Annotated in this window: 16 protein-coding genes; 11 read left to right on the top strand and 5 right to left on the bottom strand. The window is 44.4% G+C overall.

All coding sequences use genetic code 11. The features are described 5' to 3' along the window. The first annotated feature begins 86 nt into the window (after nucleotides 1-86). From GTK07_RS18780 to GTK07_RS18730, 11 genes are all read left to right on the top strand, one after another. A complete protein-coding gene (locus GTK07_RS18780; protein ID WP_051947309.1) occupies nucleotides 87-1,265 on the top strand; it encodes a FecR family protein in 1,179 nt (392 codons plus the stop codon). Between the two features lie 65 nt (nucleotides 1,266-1,330). Next, complete coding sequence (locus GTK07_RS18775; RefSeq protein WP_036383522.1) at nucleotides 1,331-4,855, top strand: TonB-dependent receptor; 3,525 nt, start codon at nucleotides 1,331-1,333, stop codon at nucleotides 4,853-4,855. Nucleotides 4,856-4,872: 17 nt separating this feature from the next. Beyond that, nucleotides 4,873-6,252: a RagB/SusD family nutrient uptake outer membrane protein gene (locus GTK07_RS18770; RefSeq protein WP_036386573.1), complete on the top strand. Its 1,380-nt coding sequence runs from the start codon at nucleotides 4,873-4,875 to the stop codon at nucleotides 6,250-6,252. 205 nt (nucleotides 6,253-6,457) lie between these two features. Then, complete coding sequence (locus GTK07_RS18765; protein ID WP_036383524.1) at nucleotides 6,458-7,345, top strand: PIG-L deacetylase family protein; 888 nt, start codon at nucleotides 6,458-6,460, stop codon at nucleotides 7,343-7,345. Between the two features lie 47 nt (nucleotides 7,346-7,392). Further along, nucleotides 7,393-8,655 carry an MFS transporter gene (locus GTK07_RS18760; RefSeq protein ID WP_163636609.1) on the top strand — a complete coding sequence of 421 codons (1,263 nt, stop codon included), beginning with the start codon at nucleotides 7,393-7,395 and terminating at the stop codon, nucleotides 8,653-8,655. Next, the gene (locus tag GTK07_RS18755) at nucleotides 8,652-9,497 is read left to right on the top strand and encodes an ROK family protein (protein ID WP_225604830.1); all 846 of its coding nucleotides are present in this window, start codon (nucleotides 8,652-8,654) and stop codon (nucleotides 9,495-9,497) included. The genes GTK07_RS18760 and GTK07_RS18755 overlap by 4 nt, the downstream gene beginning before the upstream one ends. A 58-nt stretch (nucleotides 9,498-9,555) precedes the next feature. After that, complete coding sequence (locus tag GTK07_RS18750; protein WP_235932927.1) at nucleotides 9,556-12,171, top strand: exo-rhamnogalacturonan lyase family protein; 2,616 nt, start codon at nucleotides 9,556-9,558, stop codon at nucleotides 12,169-12,171. Nucleotides 12,172-12,257: 86 nt separating this feature from the next. Next, nucleotides 12,258-13,688: an SLC13 family permease gene (locus GTK07_RS18745; RefSeq protein WP_036383527.1), complete on the top strand. Its 1,431-nt coding sequence runs from the start codon at nucleotides 12,258-12,260 to the stop codon at nucleotides 13,686-13,688. 200 nt (nucleotides 13,689-13,888) lie between these two features. After that, entirely contained in the window at nucleotides 13,889-14,614 is a 726-nt protein-coding gene (locus tag GTK07_RS18740) for a DUF6088 family protein (RefSeq protein WP_036383530.1), read from the top strand. Further along, nucleotides 14,611-15,585 carry a nucleotidyl transferase AbiEii/AbiGii toxin family protein gene (locus GTK07_RS18735; RefSeq protein WP_036383532.1) on the top strand — a complete coding sequence of 325 codons (975 nt, stop codon included), beginning with the start codon at nucleotides 14,611-14,613 and terminating at the stop codon, nucleotides 15,583-15,585. Before GTK07_RS18740 ends, GTK07_RS18735 begins: the two co-directional genes overlap by 4 nt. Before the next feature lie 162 nt (nucleotides 15,586-15,747). Next, entirely contained in the window at nucleotides 15,748-16,122 is a 375-nt protein-coding gene (locus GTK07_RS18730) for a hypothetical protein (protein ID WP_127137023.1), read from the top strand. 297 nt (nucleotides 16,123-16,419) lie between these two features. On the opposite strand, the gene ggt is transcribed toward GTK07_RS18730, so the two are convergent. The 5 genes from ggt to GTK07_RS18705 form a co-directional block, all read right to left on the bottom strand. Further along, the gene (gene ggt, locus GTK07_RS18725; RefSeq protein ID WP_119647236.1) at nucleotides 16,420-18,105 is read right to left on the bottom strand and encodes a gamma-glutamyltransferase; all 1,686 of its coding nucleotides are present in this window, start codon (nucleotides 18,103-18,105) and stop codon (nucleotides 16,420-16,422) included. 64 nt (nucleotides 18,106-18,169) lie between these two features. After that, on the bottom strand, nucleotides 18,170-19,447 hold the full coding sequence (locus GTK07_RS18720; protein ID WP_163636607.1) for a M14 family metallopeptidase: 1,278 nt from the start codon (nucleotides 19,445-19,447) through the stop codon (nucleotides 18,170-18,172). A gap of 10 nt (nucleotides 19,448-19,457) precedes the next feature. Further along, nucleotides 19,458-20,828 carry an alanine/glycine:cation symporter family protein gene (locus GTK07_RS18715; RefSeq protein WP_163636606.1) on the bottom strand — a complete coding sequence of 457 codons (1,371 nt, stop codon included), beginning with the start codon at nucleotides 20,826-20,828 and terminating at the stop codon, nucleotides 19,458-19,460. A 4-nt stretch (nucleotides 20,829-20,832) separates the two neighbouring features. Then, the gene (locus GTK07_RS18710) at nucleotides 20,833-22,155 is read right to left on the bottom strand and encodes an amidohydrolase family protein (RefSeq protein WP_119647239.1); all 1,323 of its coding nucleotides are present in this window, start codon (nucleotides 22,153-22,155) and stop codon (nucleotides 20,833-20,835) included. Between the two features lie 12 nt (nucleotides 22,156-22,167). Further along, a complete protein-coding gene (locus GTK07_RS18705) occupies nucleotides 22,168-23,817 on the bottom strand; it encodes an amidohydrolase family protein (RefSeq protein ID WP_163636605.1) in 1,650 nt (549 codons plus the stop codon). Nucleotides 23,818-23,926 lie beyond the last annotated feature (109 nt).

The raw sequence follows: 23,926 nt of genomic DNA, 5'->3' as shown, positions 1-23,926 counted from the left end.
CATAATTTTTGTGTTAAAAAAATAAATTCAGGTAAGGGTTTTTTGAAAAACTGCGTCTGTTTTATAAAAGAGATAAATTTTCACCGATGACCAAGTTCGATATAAGAAGAACTATTACAAGATACATCAACCAGGAAGCTACCCAAGAAGAATTGTCAATGTTGTATGAGTGGGTAAAAAAGGGGAACAACCAAGAAGTGTTCAAAAAGTATGTTCAGGCAGATTTCCTGATAAATTATCAGAACAGATCTTGGAAGTCTGAGGAAGCCTTCAAAAATTTCTTGGAAACCATAAAAGAGAATGACTCCAAAAAGGTAAGGTCATTGTTGGTACGCGGAGATATGTGGAAATATGCGGCTGCCATAGTGGTAATTGTATCCACATCCTTGTTTGCATTGCTATACAGTACTCCGCAAGAGGATATGACTCCTCGAGTGGACTTAAATATGATAACGTTGCAATTGGAGAATGGTGAAGTGTTGAATCTAGACCCAAGTGCCAATGGAACGATTAAAAGCAAAAAGGGAAATACTGTTTTTTCTTTGGTAGAAGGAGTACTCACCCAAAAGAATGGAACCAAAGGGAAGAAAGTGGAAAAAAACAATGTACTGAAGATCCCTTATGGGAAAAAGCTCTCGGTAACCCTACAAGATGGTACCGTGGTCATGTTGAATTCGGGATCTACATTGAGCTATCCGGCTAGTTTTTCCGGGAAGGACAAAAGAGAGGTGTATTTGCAGGGAGAAGCCTTTTTTGAAGTGGCCAAGAACCCGGAACAACCGTTTTTTGTCAAAACCAATACAATATATACCCAAGTGTATGGTACAGTGTTCAATGTATCCGCTTATACAGAGGATGGAGTGGCGGAAGTGGTTTTGGTAGAAGGCTCGGTAGGAGTTGGGGAAGTTGATGTAAATACCTCCAAAACCCCACAAATGCTAAAGCCCTCACAAAAAGCTTCAAAGCTACTTGATGTGGAGAGTGGTTTTGTTGTGGAAGATGTGGATGTTTCTTCATATGTGTCGTGGACCAAAGGCATATTGACCTTTGAAAACGAGGCGATGTCCAACATTATAAAAAAGCTGGAGCGTCAGTATAACATACGGATTATAAACCAATTTGAAGAATTGGGTGAGCGAAGATTCACGGGAATGTTCGATGTGGAGGACATAGACCGGGTTTTGAAAACAATTCAGACCCATACCCGCTTCAGCTATCAAAAAGAAGGAAAAACAATAACAATAAAAGAACCTAACAAACAATAGTGCCTATGATTTGAAGAACCAGTAGACCAAAAAACGAATACTTAACTAACTAGACTAAAAGAATTATGAAAAAAACCAAAACTATCCATGCTTTGTCGCCAAAGGTCGGTAGAAGAATATTATGCTGTTTTTTCTTACTGTTTATATTCGGCCATTTGAAAGCGGCATCATGTACGCAAGAGGATATTGTTGCCATAAGCTTTGAGAATACGAAGCTAGGGGATGTATTTGAAATGATTACAGAATCAACCGGATACAAGTTTTTCTATGAAGCTTCCGATGTTGACCTGAACCATAAGGTATCCATATCCCGCAAAGACCTTTGTGTTGAAGATTTCATGAAAGAACTTTTCAAGGATACGGACCTGTACTTTGAGGTGATCGCAAGGCAAATTGTGGTGAAGCACAAAGACAAGGGGCCACTGCCCAATTTAGTTCCCCAGAAAAGAATTGATGCACCAAAGCCGCAGTCCAACCTTTCGGGTACGGTTCTGGACGAAGCAGGTATGCCCTTGCCGGGGGCAAGTATTGTGGCCAAAGGGACCACAGTGGGTACAACTACCGATTTTGACGGGAAATTTACCATTACATTGCCAGCAGGTGTTACCGAAATCCAAGTAACCTATATTGGGTATAGACCCAAAGAAGTGAATGTGGCAGGACAGACCTCCATCACGGTTTCCATGGAACAGGATGCCGCTGCCCTTGAAGAAGTTGTGGTAGTGGGGTATGGAACATTGGCCAAAACCAAGGTGACAGGTTCTGTAGTCTCCATTACCCCAGAAACCATTGTTGAGGTTCCCGCACTGACCCCGGAAGGTGCCCTGATCGGCCAAGTTTCCGGTGTGCAGGTACAGGAAGTCTCCGGTGAACCAGGAGCGGCCCCTAACATTAGGGTGCGTGGTTCAGGTTCTATTTCTGCGGGAAACGACCCATTGTTTGTTGTGGACGGAATCCCTATTTCGCGTAACCTTACCTCATCAAGTCAGTTGGGAGGTGTTGCCAATAGAAGGGCTACGTTCCAACCCCCGACCATTAATCCATTGGCTACGCTAAATCCAAATGATATTGAATCCATTCAAGTACTCAAGGATGCAAGTGCCGCAGCTATTTATGGATCTAGGGGAGGTAATGGGGTTCTTTTGATCACCACCAAGAAAGGGTCCAACTCTGAAGAAGGAGTATTTTCTTTTGATTCTTATGTGAGCATACAGTCCGTTGCCAATAAGTTGGATTTGATGAATGCCCAAGAATTGATAGACTATACTACGGATGCCAGGAACAACAATTATCTGGCCTCTGTTGATGGAGCTTCCATCAATGATCCCATAGGACCCGGAGATAGAGGGAATGCCAACTACGAACTACCGGAATCCTTTGTTAACTGGGATGGTACGGATACTGATTGGCAAGACCTTATCTTTAAGACCGGGATAGTTCAGAGTTACAATTTTTCATACGCATCACCGGTAAGGAACAAGACAAGTTTTTATGTATCCACGGGCTATTTTTCCCAAACTGGGGTTATAGATAAGGCGAAGTTTGAGCGGTACTCCGTACTGCTGAACCTAAATTCCCAACTTGCCAAAAAGTTGAACTTGGATGTAAGATTGGCCCCGACCGTTACCGAAAACCAACGGGTACCGGCATCTTCACCTTATTTTGCCACGCCTCCAGGTATCGTCTATTCAGCCATAGTGCATTCTCCAACAGTGAGTCCATACAATCCTGACGGTACCATAAACCAACTGAACAACCAATCCTATTTGGGAGGTGGGACCACAACGGCAAGTAATCCTTTGGCAATCATCGAAGCCGTGGATGACCAAATATTCCAATTTCAGACAAGGGGAAGCCTTGCATTGACTTACGATATTTTACCGGAGTTGAGTTTTAAGACCTTCGGAGGGGCATACATTAATTTGTACAATCAGGATTTTTACCGTGCCAACACATTGTTGTACAGAAATTCGGCGGATGGTAACCCGTATGGACAGGCATCATCTTCCACAGAGACCAATTGGCTTTGGGAGAATACCCTCAATTGGAAAAAGGAATTTGGAGACCATTACTTGGATGCTGTTTTGGGATATACCGCCCAAAAGGACAATTTGACATTGAAACAGGTATTGGCCAACAACTATCCGGATGATTTGGTTCCCACCATCAGTGGGGGACAGGTGTTTGGTGGCACCTCTGTAAAGGAACAGTGGTCGTTATTGTCCTCTCTATTCAGGGTCAACTACAGTTACAAGGACAAGTATTTGTTTACCGGTACGATTCGTTCCGATAAATCATCCAGATTCGGAAAGAATAACCAAACGGGATATTTTCCTTCTTTCTCGGTTGGATGGCGATTGAACGAAGAATCGTTCTTGGTCGGGTCAGAAACCGTTTCCGAGCTAAAACTTAGATTGAGTTGGGGGCAGACGGGTAACTTTGAGATTCCCAATTATGGGGCCGTTGGCCTATTATCCCCCCAAAACTATAACTTGGGAGGAAATGAAATCAACGGTTTGGTCCAGAGTACCATTCCCAATCCCAATCTGACTTGGGAGAAATCGGAACAGATTGATGCAGGTATTGAACTGGGATTGTTCAACAATCGAGTTTTTCTTTTGGCCGATTACTACGATACAAAAACCAGAGATTTGTTGTTGAATGTTGCCATTTCCTCGGTATCTGGGTTTGAAACTACGTTGAGAAATCTTGGTGAAGTACAAAACAGGGGATTTGAGATTGCGTTGAGCACCAAGAATTTTGTAGGAGATTTTACGTGGAATACGGATATCAATTTTTCAACCAATAAGAATGAAGTGCTTTCGCTCAATGAAGGAAACGAACCCATTTATTCTTCAGGTAGTGCCGGTGTACGCCACGTAACAAGGGTAGGAGACCCGATAGGAAGCTATTACGGATATGTAGTGGACGGTATATACCAATCACAGGCAGAAATAGATAGTGCTCCCCTGGATACCCAGGCTCCTGATCCAGGTGTCGGTGATTTCAAGTTCAAGGACATTGATGGGGACGGAGAGATCACTCCAGATGATAGAACGGTTACCGGGAGTTATTTTCCGGATTTTACCTGGGGGGTAAACAATAGGTTCAAGTACAAGAACATAGATTTGAGCTTCTTGATCCAAGGAGTCGAAGGGAATGAGATCTTGAACCTTACCTCAAGACATATGAAGAACGGGGAGGCCAATTTTAATTCCTATGCCATTTTCAATGAACGATGGAGGTCGCCTTCCGACCCTGGGAACGGGTCGATTCCACGGGCGGACAGAGAATCTGGAAATCATGGAAATAACAACAGACCGTCTTCTTTCCAAGTAGAGGATGGGTCGTATATCCGATTGAGGAATGTGACCTTGGGTTATACATTGCCAACCAATAATCTTTTTGGAAGCAACATCCAGAAACTTAGGTTCTATGTTACGGGAACAAATCTTTTTACGATTACCGATTACCTTGGTTACAACCCAGAGGTGAGTAGTATTACCACGAACAGTTTAACCCCGGGCGAGGATTATGGAGCATTTCCATTGACCAAATCCTTTACCCTAGGAGTAAACTTAAAGTTCTAACCTAAAAAATGGAAAACATGAAACGAGTTCTATATATAATACTATGCACGGTTCTATTCGCCGGATGTAGTGAAGACTTTACCGACCTTGCACCAGTATCCAATAGGAATGAAGCCGATTTCTATAATTCTGCGGATGATTTTGAAGTGGCCATCAATGCAAGTTATTCAGGGCTTCAAAGCACAGGAATTTATGGAAGGGGGTATTGGACCATGTTCGAGATGCGAAGCGATAATACCGATCAAGGTCCGGATGCCACAGGGTTGGCACGTCAATACACCGAAATCAATTCCTTTACCGAAGATGCGTTGAACGAGCAGATTACTTCCGCATGGAGTGAATCGTACAAGGTGATTGCCAATTGCAACGTGATTTTGGAACGGATACCTAATGTGGAAATGGATGCCTCCCTAAAGAACAGGGTCACAGGAGAAGCACTGTTCATTAGATCATTGGTGTACTATCATATGGCCATCGGTTTTGGAAACATCCCTTTACAGCTTACACCATATATCTCTGGGGAAGAGCTGACACAGGTCGACCAAAACACGATTTTGGGACAATTGGTCACGGACCTGACCGCGGCCGAAGATGCCTTACCGGTTTCTTACTCGGGCAGTGAAGTGGGAAAAGCAACAAAGGGAGCGGCTGCTACTCTTTTGGCCAAGGTATTGCTGACCTTGGGTGAAGATTCTGCTGCTGAAACGGTACTTCGGAGAATCATAGCCAATTATGGATATGAACTGCTTCCAGACTATGCCGATTTATGGGGTGTGGCCAATGAGAACAATGCGGAATCCATTTTTGAGGTGCAATACATCAGTGGGGGGATTGGACAAGGAAGCCTTTTTACCAACGATTTTTCACCCAGTACCGATTTGCAAACAGGCTCAGGATTTGGGCGAAACCGACCTACGGTTTCCATGTTGGAGGCATATGAGGACGGTGACCTTCGGTATGATATATCGATGGGGGATTCTTATGTGGATTTGGAAGGAGAGACCATAGAAGCTAGGTACATCAAAAAGTACCGATCTGATTTGGCAATTGAAAACGATTCCGATACCAACTTTGTGGTTTTTAGATATGCAGATGTACTTCTTATGCTGGCCGAAGCATTGGGGGAAACACCCGAAAGCTATGATTTGATCAATGAGATTAGGAATAGGGTAAATCTTCCCGATATTGATGCCTCCACTCCAGGAACCTTCGAAGAAAAACTATTGCAGGAAAGAAGAGTGGAGCTTGCTTTTGAGAACCATAGATGGCCAGATTTAAAACGCTTTGGTATGGTGGATAAAATCCAGGATGCTGAACCCTTCATCACCGGGACAAGGGAGTTTTTCTATATCCCACAACGTGAGATGGACATTAACCCAAATTTTGTACAGAACTAAGCAATGACTTTGATTACGTTATAATGTGTTTTCATTATTTAAGTTAGTTTGATTGGTAGCGCCCCAAAAGACCATGAATCCCTACTTATGATGCTATGGGTGCCATTGTCAAAAAGGACAGGGGTCCGTTTCATAAAGTTGCTTTAAAAGAATCGACCAAAATCACAATTATTAAATTTTTAAGGAACCTAATATAGATTATACGATGAGAAAATTAATGATGGCAATTTGCCTTTGCTTTGCCTTTGCAACCATCCAGGCACAAGAAAAAAAAGTACTCAATATTATAGCCATTGGGGCACACCCTGATGACTGTGACTCAAAATTCGGGGGTACTGCAGCACTCTTTGCAAAAATGGGCCACAATGTGAAATTTTTGGCGTTGACCAACGGAGACGCAGGCCACCAAAGCATGGGAGGAGGGCCATTGGCCAAAAAGCGCAGACAAGAGGCCAAGGATGCGGCCAAAGCTTTGGGTATTGCGGAATACGAAGTTCTGGATAACCATGATGGGGAGCTGTTTCCCACTTTGAACGTTCGACTGGAGGTAATCCGAAGAATACGTGGCTGGAACGCTGATATCGTTTTAGGGTTGAGACCCAATGATTATCATCCCGATCATAGAAATGCAGGTTCCGTTGTACAAGATGCAGCCTACATGAACATTGTGCCCAACGTAGCTCCGGACACACCACCCCTTAAAAAGAATCCAGTTTTTCTATACATGAGCGATCACTTTAAAAAGCCATACCCATTCCAAAAAGACATTGCGGTGATAGTGGATGATGTGATCGATACCAAAGTCAAAGGTTTGGCGGCCCACGATTCACAAATGTTCGAATGGTTGCCATGGACCAATGGAATGGACCTTGCCACCATTCCCAAAGGAGAAAAGGAAAGACTGGCATGGCTGAAGGACAGATGGATGAACAGAAAACCCGATGCCGGCACTTTGGAAGTCGTAAAGAAGTGGTATCCCAACGTGGATGTCTCCAAAGTAAAGCAGGTGGAGTTCTTTGAGATTTGCGAGTATGGAAAACAACCGACCGAAGAAGAAATCAAGGAATTGTTCCCCATGCTGGGTACAGAATAGGAGTGGACCAATATTTGGAACCCCAAGATTAAAATAACCAACCAAAAATGGAGCACAACAAGGCCACAACCAAAAGATATTTTCACATCATTGGGTTGGTAATGATCGTATTCTTTGTAATATCCTTCATCACCAACATACTGAACTCCATAATAGTGGATGTTAAGGGTAGTTTTGATCTAAGTCTGACTTTGACAGGCCTACTGCCATTTACATTCTTTATCGCATATGGGATCATGTCCATACCTGCAGGGTTCCTTTCCGAAAGGTTTAGTGAGAAGACCTTACTGTCCGTATCCTTTCTGGTAATGGCCATTGCCTCTATGGGCTTTGCCCTTACCCCACAGTACAGCGTGTTCAGTATTACACTATTTATACTGGGTTGTTGTATGGCGGTCCTTCAGGTCATTATTAATCCCATGTTACGCGTGGCCGGAGGTGAGGAACATTTTGCCTTCAACTCGGTACTGGCGCAATTGGTGTTTGGGTCAGCGTCTTTTTTAAGTCCTTATCTCTATAAATACTTGGTGAACAAGGAAGAGGTTTCCAACGATATGATTGCAGACATGTTGCGGGGATGGGTGCCTGAGGATTTGCCTTGGGCCTCGCTCTATATTGTGTTTGCCGGAATATCCCTTTTGTTGTTTTTCTATGTTTTTTTTACCAAATATCCAAAGTTTGAAAAGACTGAGGAGGAAAGGGCAGGGGACAAAAGCTCCTATTGGGATTTATTGAAAAACAAATGGACCTTACTGTATTTTATAGGGATGTTTTGTTATGTGGGTACGGAACAAGGTGTTGGAAATTGGATATCCCAATTCTTATCCGAATACCACGGACTTGACCCACAAACCACAGGAGCTGACACTGTATCCTATTTTTGGGCCATGTTGACGGTAGGATGTCTGCTGGGCCTTCTATTGTTGAAGTTTATGGATAGCCGGAAACTGTTGATTTTGGCAACATCCATAACCATAGTCTGTCTTATTTTGGCCTTGACAGGCTCATCCCAAATGGCATTGATAGGTTTTCCAATGGTAGGATTCTTTATTTCGGTAATGTATTCCATTATAGTTTCATTGGCGCTCAACTCGGTAAAGGAACACCATGGTTCGTTGTCCGGAATTTTATGTACCGGTATAGCAGGTGGGGCGGTCATTCCATTTATGGTAGGGGGGCTGGGTGAAATGTTGACCCTGAAATCTGGAATGTTTTTTCTGATACTGCCCTTGGCATTTATTCTTTCCATCGGCTTTTGGGCCAAACCCTTGGTAAATAATAAGACGATAAGCTTAAAGAAGGAACAGTGAAAGGGATTGGAGCAGAGGTTCTTGGGGTTGATATAGGTGGAACTAAGATCAAATCGGGCAGGGTGATGGGAAACAGAATAGTGGATACCCATCTCATTGAAGTAAATCGAGATGATTCAGAGGAAATTGCCCTCAATAAGGTGTTTGGGGCCATTGATGAGCTTATGACTGATTCAATTCGAGCCATAGGTATAGGTGTTCCCGCGGTAGTAGATCCAGATTCAGGAATGGTATATGATGTACAAAACATTCCATCTTGGACAAAAGTTCCTTTGAGAAGAAAAGTTCAAGATCGGTACAATGTGCCTGTCCATATTAACAACGATGCCAACTGTTTCGCGTTGGGCGAGAAGCATTTTGGGAAAGCCATGGGATATTCGAATTGTGTAGCGCTTTCATTGGGAACAGGATTGGGTATGGGCATTTTGGTGGATGGAAAGCTATACAATGGCGTACTGTGCGGAGCGGGGGAAGTAGGTATGATTCCTTATAAGGATGGGATTATGGAGCATTATGCAGGTAGTTTTTTCTTTGATGAAAAATACGGGGAGTCGGCCAAAGCCTTATTCAGGAAGGCCATGGATAAAGATAAGTTAGCTCTACAGGCGTACAAGGAATACGGAGTTCATCTAGGAGAAGCCATCAAGGCCATTCTTTATATGTATGCTCCCCAAGCCATAGTCCTTGGCGGATCCATAAGCAAGGCATATGCGTTTTTTAAAGAATCGATGCATGAAACCTTAATTTCATTTGCTTATCAAAAACAATTGGAACAAACAAAAATTGAAACATCAGACTTAATGGATGCTCCCATATTGGGCGCGGCTGCATTGTGTCTGTAAAATGTATAATCGTATTGCACAAATGAGAATACTAGCTTTAATATTACTTACATGTTTTTTGCTTAAATCCTGTGGGACCCCAGAAAAGGGCAAGCAGGTCAACATTACCATAGAGAACAATAAAGAAGGTGCACCAATAACCCTTGGAATTCCTTTTCCAAAAGGTACACTCCATTCGGTGGACCATCTACGTCTGTTGACATCCCGAGGTACTGAGATTCCTTGTCAAACCACAGAAGTGAGCAATTGGGGGCCAACCGACGAAAGTGTTAAATGGGTATGGGTTTTCTTTTTCTCCGAAAAAGACTCAGAATACATATTGGAATATGGTGATTCTGTAATACCCATACTTCCCAAAGAAAAGATTGTTTCCATGAACAACATGCGGCCCCAAGGTGGGATAGAGGTGAATACAGGGCCTTTGTCCTTCTCCATACATAAAAAAGGGAATGGTTTTTTGGATGAAGTGTTTTTGGATTCCAACAAAGATGGAAAGTTTGATAAGGAGGAGCTCATTGTTTCTTCACCAGGAAAAAATAGGGGTTCTTTTCTCGATCTTTTGGATGATGCCGGAATAGATACTTCGAAAGCGGTGATAAATGAGGTGTTCAGGGAGAAAGGATCTGGCCCGATGCACAGTATATTCCGGATAGAAGGAACCTATACCTATAGCAGATCGGATAACAATCTGTCCCCTTTTACCATTTGGTTGCACGCCTATGCGGGAAAAAGCTACATAAAAGTTTTGCATACCATGACCTATACAGGAATCCCGGACAAACATAAACCACAAGAAGGGGAACATGCCAATATTGCCACACAAAATAAGATAATCGTAACGGAGAACACTGAGAACGATATGGGTTGGACTCAGCCCAATGATCAAATTGCAGCCTGTGGGCTTCAGCTTAAATACCATCTGGATAATGAAGTAAATGTTTCAATGCCTCTATATGAAGGAAGCTGGAAAGAAGACAAAGCCAATACTTTTCTGGAGGAAATCGCTGCCAATGGGGAATCCCCAGTTCAACTTTTACAACAAGGCCCGGCAAGGAGAAAGAGCACCAGTTTAAGAAGTTTGTACCTCAACGGTTTCAAAAAGGAGGACGATGGGAACAATCCCGATACGGCTTTGGAATTTAGGGCCACTGTTTCAGAAGGGGAAGAAAGTAAAGCAATAGTGGAAAGGGCTAAAGGATGGCTCAACGTTACCGACGGAAAACGAGGAGTAGGCGTTGGGATTAAAAACTTTATGAAGGAATATCCCAAAGGGATTGAGGTCGATCCTGCCAATGGAACTCTTTTGGGCAGTGTTTGGCCCAAGGAAAACGGTCCCATGAACTTTGCTAGACATAATACCGAACCGGATGGGGGCATGTTGGGCAATTTTGCCCAAGGGATTACCAAGACCACAGAGTTTGTCTATTACTTCCACAACAACGATGCTATGGATAAAGTAGGGAAAAAGATGGATTATATCATCGAAAACCCAGTGGCGCATGCCACACCTGAGTGGTATACCCAATCCAAGGCATACGGTAATATGGCCCCTTTTTCATCCAAGCATCCGGAATTTGAGAACGCCCTGCAATATAAATACCAATGGTGGGCCTATAACCAAAAGCATGAGCCGTGGTATGGGATTTTCAACTATGGGGATGGGAAAAGTTACTACTTTAATGGAAAATGGGTACAATGGACCAATAATGAACCCACAGTGGACTTCATGCTCTGGACCAACTTTATGCGGACAGGAGACCCCAAATATTATAATTTGGCCCAAGCCATGAGTAGGCATACCATGGATGTGGACAATGTGCATTGGCCCAAAAAAAGAACCTATTATGGGGAGATAAATGATGCCATAGACTTCTGGAACTATGAGGATGAACCCAAGTCCACCCCCTATTTGGGCATAGGAAGAAGGCATGCCAATGAACACTGGTATGCTCTTTTGAGTGCCCATGTATGGATACAAGGTTGGATTGCATCATATTACCTTTCTGCCGACCATAGGGCCCTCGAAGTGGCCAGAATGACTGGGGATACTTATATCAACAGAATATGGGGGGAGCATGATCTAAGGGGAAGAAGGTTATATCTATCCGTTTTAAACCTTGTTGAACTGTACGATGCCACCAAGCTCCAAAAGTATAAGGACGAACTGGACGATAGGGTCAAGTTAATGTTGGAATTCCAGGAACGTCAGGGAGGAAACCTACTCTTGGATAGATATGGGTATAGTCAGACCTATGTTGCCCAAGGACTTTATAAGTACCAACAGATAACCGGTGATGAAACCGTGAGACAAGCTCTTTTGAAACATGCTCGCTGGGTCAGGGATGTGCCTCCCTTGAACCATGAGATGGAATCATATTTGGCGACCATATATCCATTGTTGATAGGATATGAGTTCAGTGGGGAAAAAGTGTATCTGAATGAAGCTCTTGAGAGAGCCAAAGTACTAATGATCGGAGAACTGCCCAAAGAACCAGCGTCCTATGAAAATGCGGAAGCTTTTAGCGAAGATCTGGTCAAGATTTCCAATTTGCCAAAAAGTAAAAAGAGCTTTACCAATTGGGAAACCAATCAAGGACTTCGCGTATTTGGATGGACCCATGCCTATAACATTCCTTACCTGTTGTACTGGATGGACAAGGAACATATGAATTAAATCTTGTAATCTTTGCGAAAAGAGGCGGTTCGATCATAGATCAACGCCTCTTTTTTATATAACCATACCAAATCAATTCAAAAAACATGTCATATAAACGTATGGGCCTTTTACTTGGTCCGATTCTGTTTCTTCTCATTCATTTCTTTTTTAGCGGGGAGGGTCTCTCCTCCCAAGGAAGGGATATCTTGGCCGTTACCTTATGGATAGGTGTTTGGTGGATTTTGGAGGTGCTTCCGATAGCTGCCACGGCGCTGCTTCCCATTGTTTTGTTTCCCATGTTGGGGGCACTGGGCCTAGAGGAAACCACAGCTAACTATGGCCATAAATATGTTTTCTTGTACATGGGTGGGTTTATGTTGGCAATGGCCATAGAAAAATGGAACCTGCACAAGAGAATCGCATTGCATATCATAAGGGCCATTGGTACCAATATGTATACCATTGTATTAGGATTTATGGTGGCTACTGCGTTTCTTTCCATGTGGATATCGAACACGGCCACTGCAGTGATGGTAATGCCGATGGCCATATCCATTGTAAAACAGTTAAAGGACAATCCACGGACCGCCAAGGACGAAAATGCTGTTTTTGGCAAGTTGCTGATGCTTTCCATCGCATATTCGGCATCCATTGGAGGGATAGCAACATTGATAGGTACCCCACCCAATCTGGTTTTCGCCGGTTTTGTACAGAAGGCCTATGGGTTGGATATCAGTTTTTGGCAATGGATGAAGTTTGGACTTCCGATATCGATTCTACTGTTGATTTTGGCATGGCTATACCTTACGCGGATTGCCTACCCGTTGCGGCAAGGAAGATTTCCTGGGGGAAGGGAAGAGATCCATAGGCTTATACAGGAACTGGGACCTATGAAAAGGGAAGAAAAGATTGTTATGGCCGTTTTTGTTCTTACCGCACTCTGTTGGATAACACGGTCGTTCTTATTACAAAAGATTGTTCCTGGGATAGATGATACCATAATAGCCATTGGAGCGGCACTTGTTTTGTTCATTTTGCCTGCTGGAAAGGGTAGGAAGATGATAAAATGGGAAGAAGCTGTTCAGATTCCTTGGGGGATAATTCTGTTGTTTGGTGGAGGAATGGCCATCGCTAGTGGTTTTGAGACTAGTGGGTTGGCAATTTATCTGGGTTCACAAATGACATTCTTTGATGGATTACCCTTGCTTACGTTGATATTATTGGTCATAACCTGCATAAATTTTTTGACGGAAGTCACCTCGAATTTGGCCACTACGGCCATGATGTTGCCTGTTTTGGCACCATTGGCGGTGACCTTGGATGTTGATCCGTTCGTGTTGATGGTTGCCTGTACCACTGCCGCTTCCTGTGCTTTTATGCTTCCAGTGGCAACGCCCCCAAATGCGGTGGTCTTTGGATCGGGCTACCTTAGAATCCCCGATATGGTACGTACTGGTTTTTTAATGAATTTAATTTCCATTCTTGTGTTGGCCATTGCGGTGTATTTCCTATTGCCTCTATTTTTGAAAATATAAGGGATGGTGGAGGAATGTATGTTCACATCAAAGAGAAATTTCTAGTAACATATTGAGTGGTTTGTTAAAAACCTATACCAATAATATCTTGTGACTAATTAATATCAAGGCGGATCATCGAATAATCTTTTTAATCAATATGTCAAGTTTTTTGCGCATAAAACTTGACATGTAATTTATTTGGATATCTTTGCATTGTAATGACAATTGCGAAAAAAATAGCGGATAAAATAGCGGAACTCCCGAAGGACAGTACTTTTGGTTATGCCGATTTACCTATTCGGTCAGAAGAATATGTAACCGCTGCAAAGGCCTTGGAACGACTACAAAAAAAAGGAATTATAAGAAAATTGTCCAAAGGCATTTTTTACAAACCCAATGTAACGGTTTTTGGAGAACTAAAGCCAAGGGAAGAGGATATTCTAAGACCATATTTATACGAAGATGGTAAGCGAATAGCCTATATAACCGGAACCTCTTTGTACAATCAGTTGAACCTGACTACCCAAATACCGTCACTATACAAAATAGCAAGTGCCGAAAAGCGCATATATATTAATAGAGGCGGCATCAAAGCAAAGCCCGTAAAGAGCTACGCACCCGTTACTGATAAAAATTATAGGATGTTGGGTTTTTTGGATGCCATGAAAGACCTTAATAGCATTCCGGATGTTGATAAAAAATCCGCTATTCTTATTTTTTTAAGACGTTTAGGGAAAATGACACCCAAAGAATTGGATGTACTCATCAAGTATGCTCTCTTGTACCCACCACGGGTAAGGGCTTTGTTGGGAGCACTATTAGAACAACTTGATGTGGCAATCGATATAAAAGAATTGAAAAACTCACTTAATCCACTTACTATCTATAGATATAATTTGCGTGATACCACATTGACAACACAACCAAATTGGAATATCGTATGAATCTGCACACTAATAGTGAACTCTTTGCTGAGGCGATAAGGGCAACTGCCCAACGTATGGATATTCTAGAAATTTACGTGGAAAAGGATTATTGGATATGCTATGCCCTAAAGCTCATTTATGAAAGTGCAAACAAAGATGAGGCCATATTTAAGGGGGGTACAGCTTTGTCAAAGTGTTTTAAATACATTGACCGTTTTAGTGAAGATATTGATTTGGTAGTATTGCGCAGGGAAGAAGAGACGGGGAGCCAATTAAAGAACAAGCTTAAAAGAATAACCAAGGAAATAGTAGAACCATTCGAGGAGGTGGATATTGATGGAATCACCAATAAAATGGGAATGATAAGAAAGATTGCCTATAACTATCCCAAAATCTTTGAGGGCGATTTTGGACAAGTAAGGGATACTATCATTGTTGAAGCTACGTGGTTAGGTCACTTTGAACCATATATTAAGAAGGTCGTCAATACGTATATCTATGAAATGATGGTTGACTCAAACCAAACCAAACTAGCAGAGACTTATGGATTATTACCCTTTGAAGTACTTGTGTTGGATGTCAAAAGAACACTTTGCGAAAAAATAATGAGTTTGGTCCGGTTTTCCCATACTAAAAACCCAATTGAGGATTTGAACAACAAAATTAGGCATGTATACGATATTCATCAATTATTAAAGGATGAAACGGTTCTAGGATTTTTCAATTCGGGTGCATTTGATAAAATGCTCCTAAGGGTAGCCCATGATGATACGCAAAGTTTTAAGAACAACAATGATTGGTTAAAGTACCACCCAAAACAAGCATTGATTTTCAAAGAACCTGAAAAAACATGGAACCAACTTAAAGATACCTATCGCAATGAGTTTGAGTATTTGGTTTATGGAAAATTGCCAAAAGAGGAAAGCATTTTGGAAATAATTCTGTCCATATCAAATAGACTCACAAAAATAAAATGGGAGAATGTATAATGTAGATCAAATAGTAGACCAAAACAAGGACACGAAATGCAAATCTTTAATCTACTTATCTCTACCTACCCACTATCCAGCAGAGGAAATCACTTCTGCCGTTGAATCGGTTGGATATCATTTTACCAAGAAATAAAAGGAATGTCCAGAAGAATAGATTAAATGGTTCAAATAGGATTGGGGGTTACCTTGATCCTATTCGGATTGTATAAGTTTTTTGGATTTCTGCCTCACGACCGTGTGATGACCGAGGAGTCCATTGCTGTTTACAAAGGACTATTGGCCAATAAATTTATAATGCCAACAGTGGGTGTGGTGGAACTGTTACCAGTTATACTTTTGGTCGTTGGTAGATGGATAATTGTTGCATTGTTAGCTATGATTCCTATTGCTTTTGGAATCATGGGTTTTCACTTTGCGGTGGATATACAGGGCATTTTTTGGGGAATTTTGATAGCTTTTGGGCTTGTTTACCTTCTTTCAATGCATTTTTCTAACGTTGGATACCTAATCAAGGAAGTGGATACCATTGGTTGAATATCGTGATTTTCCATAAACCGCAACCAATAATTGAATTTATTGGTTTTTGAAAATTCCTTTACTATAATATGTAAAGTTCAATTTTTTGTTTGTAATCGCCCCAAGGTGTCTTTGGCTTTTAAATTAAAGGGATATCAATCAGGAATATAAAGGGTAAGCGATATTTGAGGAAGAACGTTTCAATCTTTCATGGGTAAATTCCCTTACCTTGAAGGTGTATAGGATACGTAAAGTCAATGGTCTCAAAAATCATCAGTATGCGTTTTACCAAGTAGGGTTTGGTTCTCTGGGTGGTCAATATCCCGCAGCGGTATCGTCCCCTCGTTTGTCCGCCCCGCCCTCAAGTCTGCCGTCTTCCAGCACTCGGATGGCGTCTACCTTTCCTATGATCCGGGTCCTGCCCTCATTGATTTGGTAGCCTTTTGCCTTTAGGGTTTCAATGGTTTCCAAAGGAAAGCCTTCGGGTTCGAACACGACTACATCGGGCATCCATTGGTGGTGGAACCGCGGAGCGTTCACGGCATCCTGCATGCTGAGATTGAACTCGTGGACATTGAGTATGGTCTGGGCCACGGCCGTGATGATCGTGGAACCTCCAGGGGTGCCGACGACCATGTAAAGCTCGCCGTCCCTTTCCACTACGGTCGGTGACATACTGCTCAACATTCGTTTCTCGGGTGCAATACTGTTGGCCTCGGAGCCAGGAAGACCGAACATATTGGGAACACCGGGCTTGGTACTGAAATCATCCATTTCATTGTTCAGGAAAAATCCCAAGGCATCAATATAAAGTTTGGAACCGTATCCACCGTTCAGGGTCGTGGTCGCACTGATGGCATTGCCCTCCGCATCGATAATGGAGTAGTGGGTGGTCTCGCTGCTTTCCACAATTTCCACCGTTCCATGGCCTACTTCCGAGGACAAGGTGGCCCTATCAAAAGTAAAATCGGCCATTCTGCACTTTAAGTAGTCAACGTCCATGAGCCCCTTATAGGGAATGTCCACGAAATCGGGATCACCAAGGTAATGGTTCCGATCCGCATAGGCTCTTCTGGAAGCTTCGGTGAACAATTGGATGGCCCTTGTCGAATTGTGGCCATAGCTAGCTATTTCATAGGGTGCTATCATGGTAAAGATCTGATCCATGGTCATACCACCACTGCTGGGGGGACCCATTGAGATGATCTTGATGTCCTTGTAGTCAAATACAATGGGCGATCTCCACTTGGCCTCATACCTAGCGAGATCCTCCTCCGTGATCACACCTCCCTTTGCCTGTACATAGGCCGCTATTTTTTGGGCTACCTCCCCTTTGTAGAACCCATCACGTCCCTCGTTCATGATCTTTTCCAAGGTGGTGGCCAATGCCGGGTATTTGATGGTATCACCAGCTTTGTACACGGTCGCGAACTTGGTGCTGTCACTATTAGCTTCAATGAATCGTTTTCGGGTACCTTCTAATCTTTTGGCCTGTTTTTCGGTCACCACGACCCCTTTTCTCGCCAAGGCAATGATGGGTTCCATGATTTTGTTGAGGGGCAGTTTTCCGAATTTCTTGTGGACTTCCAGAACCCCGGCCACGGTACCTGGGACACCTACGGCGGTTCCCCCAGATGTGCTCAGCCCAGGTATGACATTGCCCAGGGAGTCGAGATACATGTCCCTATGGGCGGCCAATGGAGCCTTTTCCCTGTAATCGATACTTCCCACTTCACCATTACTCTTGCGATAGACCATAAATCCCCCGCCCCCGAGGTTTCCCGCAAAAGGGTAGGCCACCGCTAGGGAAAGTTCGGTGGCTACCATGGCATCGAAAACATTCCCGCCTTTTTTCATGATTTCAACGCCTATCTCCGAAGCTTCCCTACGTGCAGAGACGACCATGGCATTTTCCGTGACCAAACCTGTCGGTTCGGCAGGTAACTCACGGGTACATTGGGTAAATAGTAGTAAGGGAAGAAAATATAGCATTCTTTTCATGGGTTTATTTTTAAGGTACTTAATGTTGCTTTTCTGGATTCCGGGTTTTGCTCTTTTGTCCGGGTCAGGGAGTGTCCTTGATACGCTCCAACATGATCTCCATAAGTGCTTCGGCGCCCTTCTCCGCCTTTTCCTTTAAAAAATCCCTTGGGGTATTGTCCCCGACCTCAAAGACCAAGGCCTCGGCGCCATGTTTTACGAAGAAATAGTTCCTTGATACCGTGGTAGGGACCAAATCCCCATTAGGCTTGATATTGGGATCATATCCCTCGATGCGCTTCTTTAGGCCATCCAGCCAGGTGGAGACCAAATTGGGCATGTTTCCATGGAGTTCCGGATCCACGGTATAGTAAATATCATCCCAAGTGGAATGGAAATCTATGCCGAAATAGAACTTCCCTTGGGTCTTCTCGACCATCCCTTCCATGAAATCCTTGACCGCAGAGGTTTCCGGTTGGTTAAAATTGGCCCAATCCCGGTTGAGGTCTATTCCACCGGTATTATGTCTCCAAAACCCATTGTCGACCCCGTCAGGGTTCATCAAGGGGACCACATAGATGGTAAATTCCTTTCGGAACTTTTTGGCCAATTTGGTATTCGAGGAAAGGGTCTCCACAAAGGATTTCATAGTCAGGTACCCTGTTACCTCAGGGGGATGCTGTCTGGAAATGATCATAATCATATTTTTGGAGTCCGTATCGCCAATGCTGAGCAAATTGAGGTTCCGGCCCTCACGGCTCTTTCCAATGGTGTTCTTGGTCACGAACTTTTTCTGGGAAATACTGTCCATCCAGGCATTTACCCGGGCCGAATTTTCCAATTCTTGTCCAGCGACCCAGAGTGTATCCGGGCCCACTTCCAATCGCATTTTGACCTTTTCAGGCAAGGAGCCGGGGCCAAAGGCCTTTTCTCCCTTACCAATCTCAACATAACGAAGGGAATCCAATGCGGTCCAGTGCACTCCGTCATGGCTGAGCTTTGGATAGTACCTGTGTTTGTTGTCCGCTTGATAGGTCAGCCATACATCAATGGTCATAGGACGCTTTCCCCAAACCTTGAACGCATACCATGGACTGGTATTGATCGGAGTGTTCTCCGAAGTGATCAATAGGGTATAGGTACTGTCATTGTTCTGGACCAAGCCGTTCAACCGGGCACCGTCGAACTCATTGGAGAAGGTTATACCTTGATCCGGAAAGGCAAACTGTCCCTTCCATTGCTTTTGGACCGGTTTGGAATCCGTTGGTACGGCATTCACAGGGGGTTGGCCCTGGAACCGTTGTTCTTGGCCAAATAGGTTCGCTATGGCCAACAGGCTTAGGAGTACAAAGATTTTTTTCATAATAGGATTTTTAAGCTAGTGGTTTTTGCAGTTCAATTTTCTTGAAATAGGATGCGTTGGCCGCATTGATGCGCGGTGCCAATAAAATCGCCGAAACCATGGTGGGGATGGACATTAGGGCAAAGCTGATATCGATGATGCCCACGACACCGGCCAAGGAGGAAACCGAGCCAAGGAATATGCCCGCGATATACAGGTAGTTATAGATGTTCCGATATTTGGCTCCAAACAGGAATACCACACATTTCGATCCATAATAGGAATAGGTGAACAAAGAGGTCAATGCGAATATGGCCACGATAAAGATCAACAACGGGGCACCTATTACAGGCATGGCAGAAACGAAAGCTTCCAAAGTAATGGACACACCACTGAGGTCCGAACGCTGCCAACTTCCCGTGACCAAGATGGCAATGGCGGTCAAGGTACATACCACTATGGTGTCGATAAAGGGCCCCAACATCGCTACCAGTCCTTCCTTGATCGGTTCGGTGTTCTTTGAGGCACCATGTGCCAAGGGAGCGGTGCCGATACCTGCCTCATTCGAAAAGGCGGCCCTTCGTACCCCCATAATGATGATGGCACCCAGACTTCCCCCCAACACCGCATCGCCGGTCATGGCATCCCTAAATACGTCCATTAGGACCGGAATGATCCTACCATGGTTGACCACCAAAATATAGCTAACAGATAAAAAATACAAAGTGACCATAAAAGGGACCAGTCGACTGGCCAGGTTTGCTATGCGCCTGATTCCCCCAAATATGACCAGACCCACCAAAAAGCAGATTACGATCGCCACCATTGAAAGGGTCAGGTCCTTGGATGGTCCCATAAACGAGAGGGGCATCACTTCCACGACGACCTGGGTCAACTGGTTTGCCGTAAAAATGGGAAGTGAGCCAAAGATCCCTGCCATTGAAAAGAAAATGGCCAGGGGTTTCCATGGTTTGCCTAGACCATTGACGATGACATACATGGGCCCCCCTTGAGATTCCCCCGAATCATCGGTACCCCTGTACATGACGGAAAGGGAACAGGTATAATATTTGGTCGCCATCCCGATCAAGGCACTGATCCACATCCAGAAAAGGGCACCAGGCCCACCCATCGTAATGGCAAGGGCCACCCCTGAAATATTGCCCATGCCCAAGGTGGAGGACAAGGCTGTGGTCAATGCCTTGAAAGCACTGATCTGTCCAACATTCGAGGCCGTCTCGTACTTTCCCCTGATGACCTGAAGGGCATGCCAGAAATGCTTGAACGGCAATAACCTGGAATACACCAAAAGATATAGTCCGCCACCCACCAACAGCAATAATAGGGGAAATCCCCAAATCCAGTCACTGATTCCGGTTATCGTTGCTTCAATTTTTCCCATCTATCTATTCGTTCTGGCCTAATTTGGAGGAATAGCGTTTGTAGTCCAATTGTTGTGGTCCTTCCAAATCGATCTGCTTGCCGCCAATAAATGCCAAGGTCAACGCATTGGTCTGTATATCGAGTGCATCCCCCTTGGACACAAATAGACTGGCTGTCTTGCCCATGGCAATGGACCCCAGCTTATCGTCAATTCCCAGAATTTTTGCGGGATGCAAAGTAATGGTTTTCAGGGCTTCCTCCTTTTTCATCCCAAATGCCACCGATGTTCCCGCATAAAAGGGCAGATTGATGGAGTTGGACAACGATCCCACATGGTACATGGATACCTCGATGCCCATCCGTTGCAATTTTGTTGGCAAACCATAAAAGGCATCATAGTCCATATCATCGTTTCTGGGGAGGTTGTAGGTAGGCGGTACAATCACCGGAACTTGGTTTTCCTTGAGAAAATCGACAACTTCCAGGGAACCCTCAGAGGCCACCAAGGAGATTTGGTCAATGCCAAAGGACTTGGCAAAGGTGATGCTCTGTATGATTTCCTTGGGTTCATTCGCATGGATGACAAGTACCCTTTCTTTTTGGAACAGATTCGTTAAGGCCTCCAACTTCAAATTGGTTTGGGCAGTGGGCATTTGTTCGTATTGCTTGGCATCGGAGAACAATTTTTCCAGTTCACCGGTAATCTTTTCGTAAGAAGTATTGGGGCGGAGCATCCTGCTGTTCGTCTCGGCATCATAATAACTCGATAGGGCAGAGGGCCAATCGAGGTGTATGGCCGCAGCCCTTTTGAATACGGCTTCCTCCCAGTTCCAGCCATCCAAGGACATTACCGATGAGGTGCCTGGAATGACACCTCTTGATCGAATCGATTCAATGTAAAGAACCCCATTGAACCGCAAAGGTGGAAGAAAAGTTGATGTCATATCAAAGGCGTAGACTGTTTGTAGGTTGGGAAGATAATCCCCTTCCTCCAAGGTATCATTGGTATGCGGAACGCCACTGATTTCGTTGATACCGATAATGGAATTCAAAAGGATAAAACCCGGATATACCTGTTGTCCGGTTATGTCTATGATCTTATAATCGATCCCATTGGCGTCCAGATCAGAGGCTTTGCCCAAGAAGGTAATGGTCCCCTTGTCAAATCCGACCGCGGTGTCCTCCAGTACCCGGCCATCTCCGGTATGGACGGTCCCCCCAACCAAAAGGATGGGAGTTTCCTGCTCCTTGGCAACCATCGGAAGAATCTGGGCATCCAATCCTTCCAAAAGGCTCGAAAGGATCAGTATCATGGTCAATATCGTATACAATGTCTTGTTTTTCATGTTCTTGATTATTTAGTACTGCATCTCCAAGGACTCACAATGGAATTCCAACCGTTCCAAGGATATTCTGGTTGATACGTTCTCGGTGCCTTCCAACCCTTCCATTTTTTTGAGGAGTCTGGCACGCTCTTTTGAATTCTCCCTGCGCAACTGCGCATCCTTGGCCAGATCAAAATAAATGGCCCCTTCAATGATGGTCTTTTCAGGTTTGGAATAAAGCGACAGTGGATCTCCTGTCCAAAGGACAACATCCGCGGATTTACCGACTTTGATACTTCCCATGGTATCGTCCAGGTGCAAGAGCCTTGCCGGGTTCAAGGTGACCATTTTAAGGGCTTCCTCTGGTGTGAGCCCCCCATATCTGACCATCTTTGCTGCCTCATGGTTCAAGTGTCGCATTGTTTCACCGCTATCGGAGTTCAATGCAGTGACCACACCTTCACGGTCCATGATGGGGGCATTGTACGGGGTCCCGTTCCTAGCCTCCCATTTATAGTTCCAACGATCGGAAAATGTGCTGCCCCCGACCCCGTGTTCCTTCATTCGGTCCGCGATCCGATAGCCCTCCAAGGCATGGGTGAACGTGTTCAGGGCAAAACCAAACCGCTCCGCGACCTCCATCAACATCAACATTTCCTTATCCTGGTAGGAGTGGGCCGTAATGAACCGTTTTTTCTCCAAGATTTCCAACATGGTCTCATGAAGAATGTTTTTACGGGGTTCCACTGCGGTCCTTTTTTCCTTTGTGCCCAAGCTTCTATAGGCATCCCATTCCTTTTTGTAATCCAAGGCCTCAGTGAAGGCATTGGTATAAAATTGTTCCACGCCCATCAAGGACCTTGGAAATCGTATGGATACGTTGTTTTTTGAACGTTTCACGTTCTCTCCAAGGGCAAATTTTATGAAGGGGTCAGCGCCCTGGATCAACAATCCCTTGGCATCCTCCCCCCATTTGAATTTTACTAGGGCGGACTGGCCCCCAATGGGATCCGAAGATCCATGTAGGAGCTGCGCCGCAACGACGCCCCCGGCCAAAGCCCTATAAATGCCCGGGTCATCGGGGTCGATCACGTCCTGCATCCGGACCATTCCCGAATTTGGTGCCATTTCATTGATACCGCCCAAGGCAATATGGGAATGCTCATCAATGATTCCAGGGGTCAGGTGCTTGCCCGTACCGTCCAATACCAAGGCATCCTTGGCACTGAGATCGGTCCCGATCTTGGCAATCTTGCCATTTTCAAGAAGCACGTCCGTGTCCATGAGGATTCCTTCATCTTCGTTCGTCCAAACGGTGACATCGGTGATTAAAATGGATCGGGATGCAATCTTTTCCGGACTGCCAAAGGCCAAGAATGGATAGAATACCTCACCCAAGTCGACAGGACCCTTATCCTGTATCTTTTGAGCTCCCAAGGTGCCCCTTCCTTTTTCTTTCATCCGGGCGGTCCAAGGTTGGTCCTCCCCAAAGTTCAGGGTGCCAGTACCGTTAAGCACGGTCATTCCCTTTTCTTGTTTGGTCCAACCTTTCAGATTGTATTGGCTTCCCTTGACCGTGAATTTAAGGACAGGAAGATCCCCGTCCATTTTAAATTCCACCTTTTCCTTTGATCCATCGGTCAATGTCAATTCGGCTTGGTACTTAGTGCAAAAAACGGGCATAGTATACCACCTTCGGCGGGTCAAAGTGAGCCACCCGCGGCGGACCAAAGTGAGCATAGTGGGGCGGATGAACGTGAGCCACTAAAAAGATCGATTCTATTTGAGTGTT

Source organism: Flagellimonas sediminis, assembly GCF_010500845.1.
GTDB classification, from domain to species: Bacteria; Bacteroidota; Bacteroidia; order Flavobacteriales; family Flavobacteriaceae; genus Flagellimonas; species Flagellimonas sediminis.
This window is presented reverse-complemented; position numbering and strand designations above follow the sequence as displayed.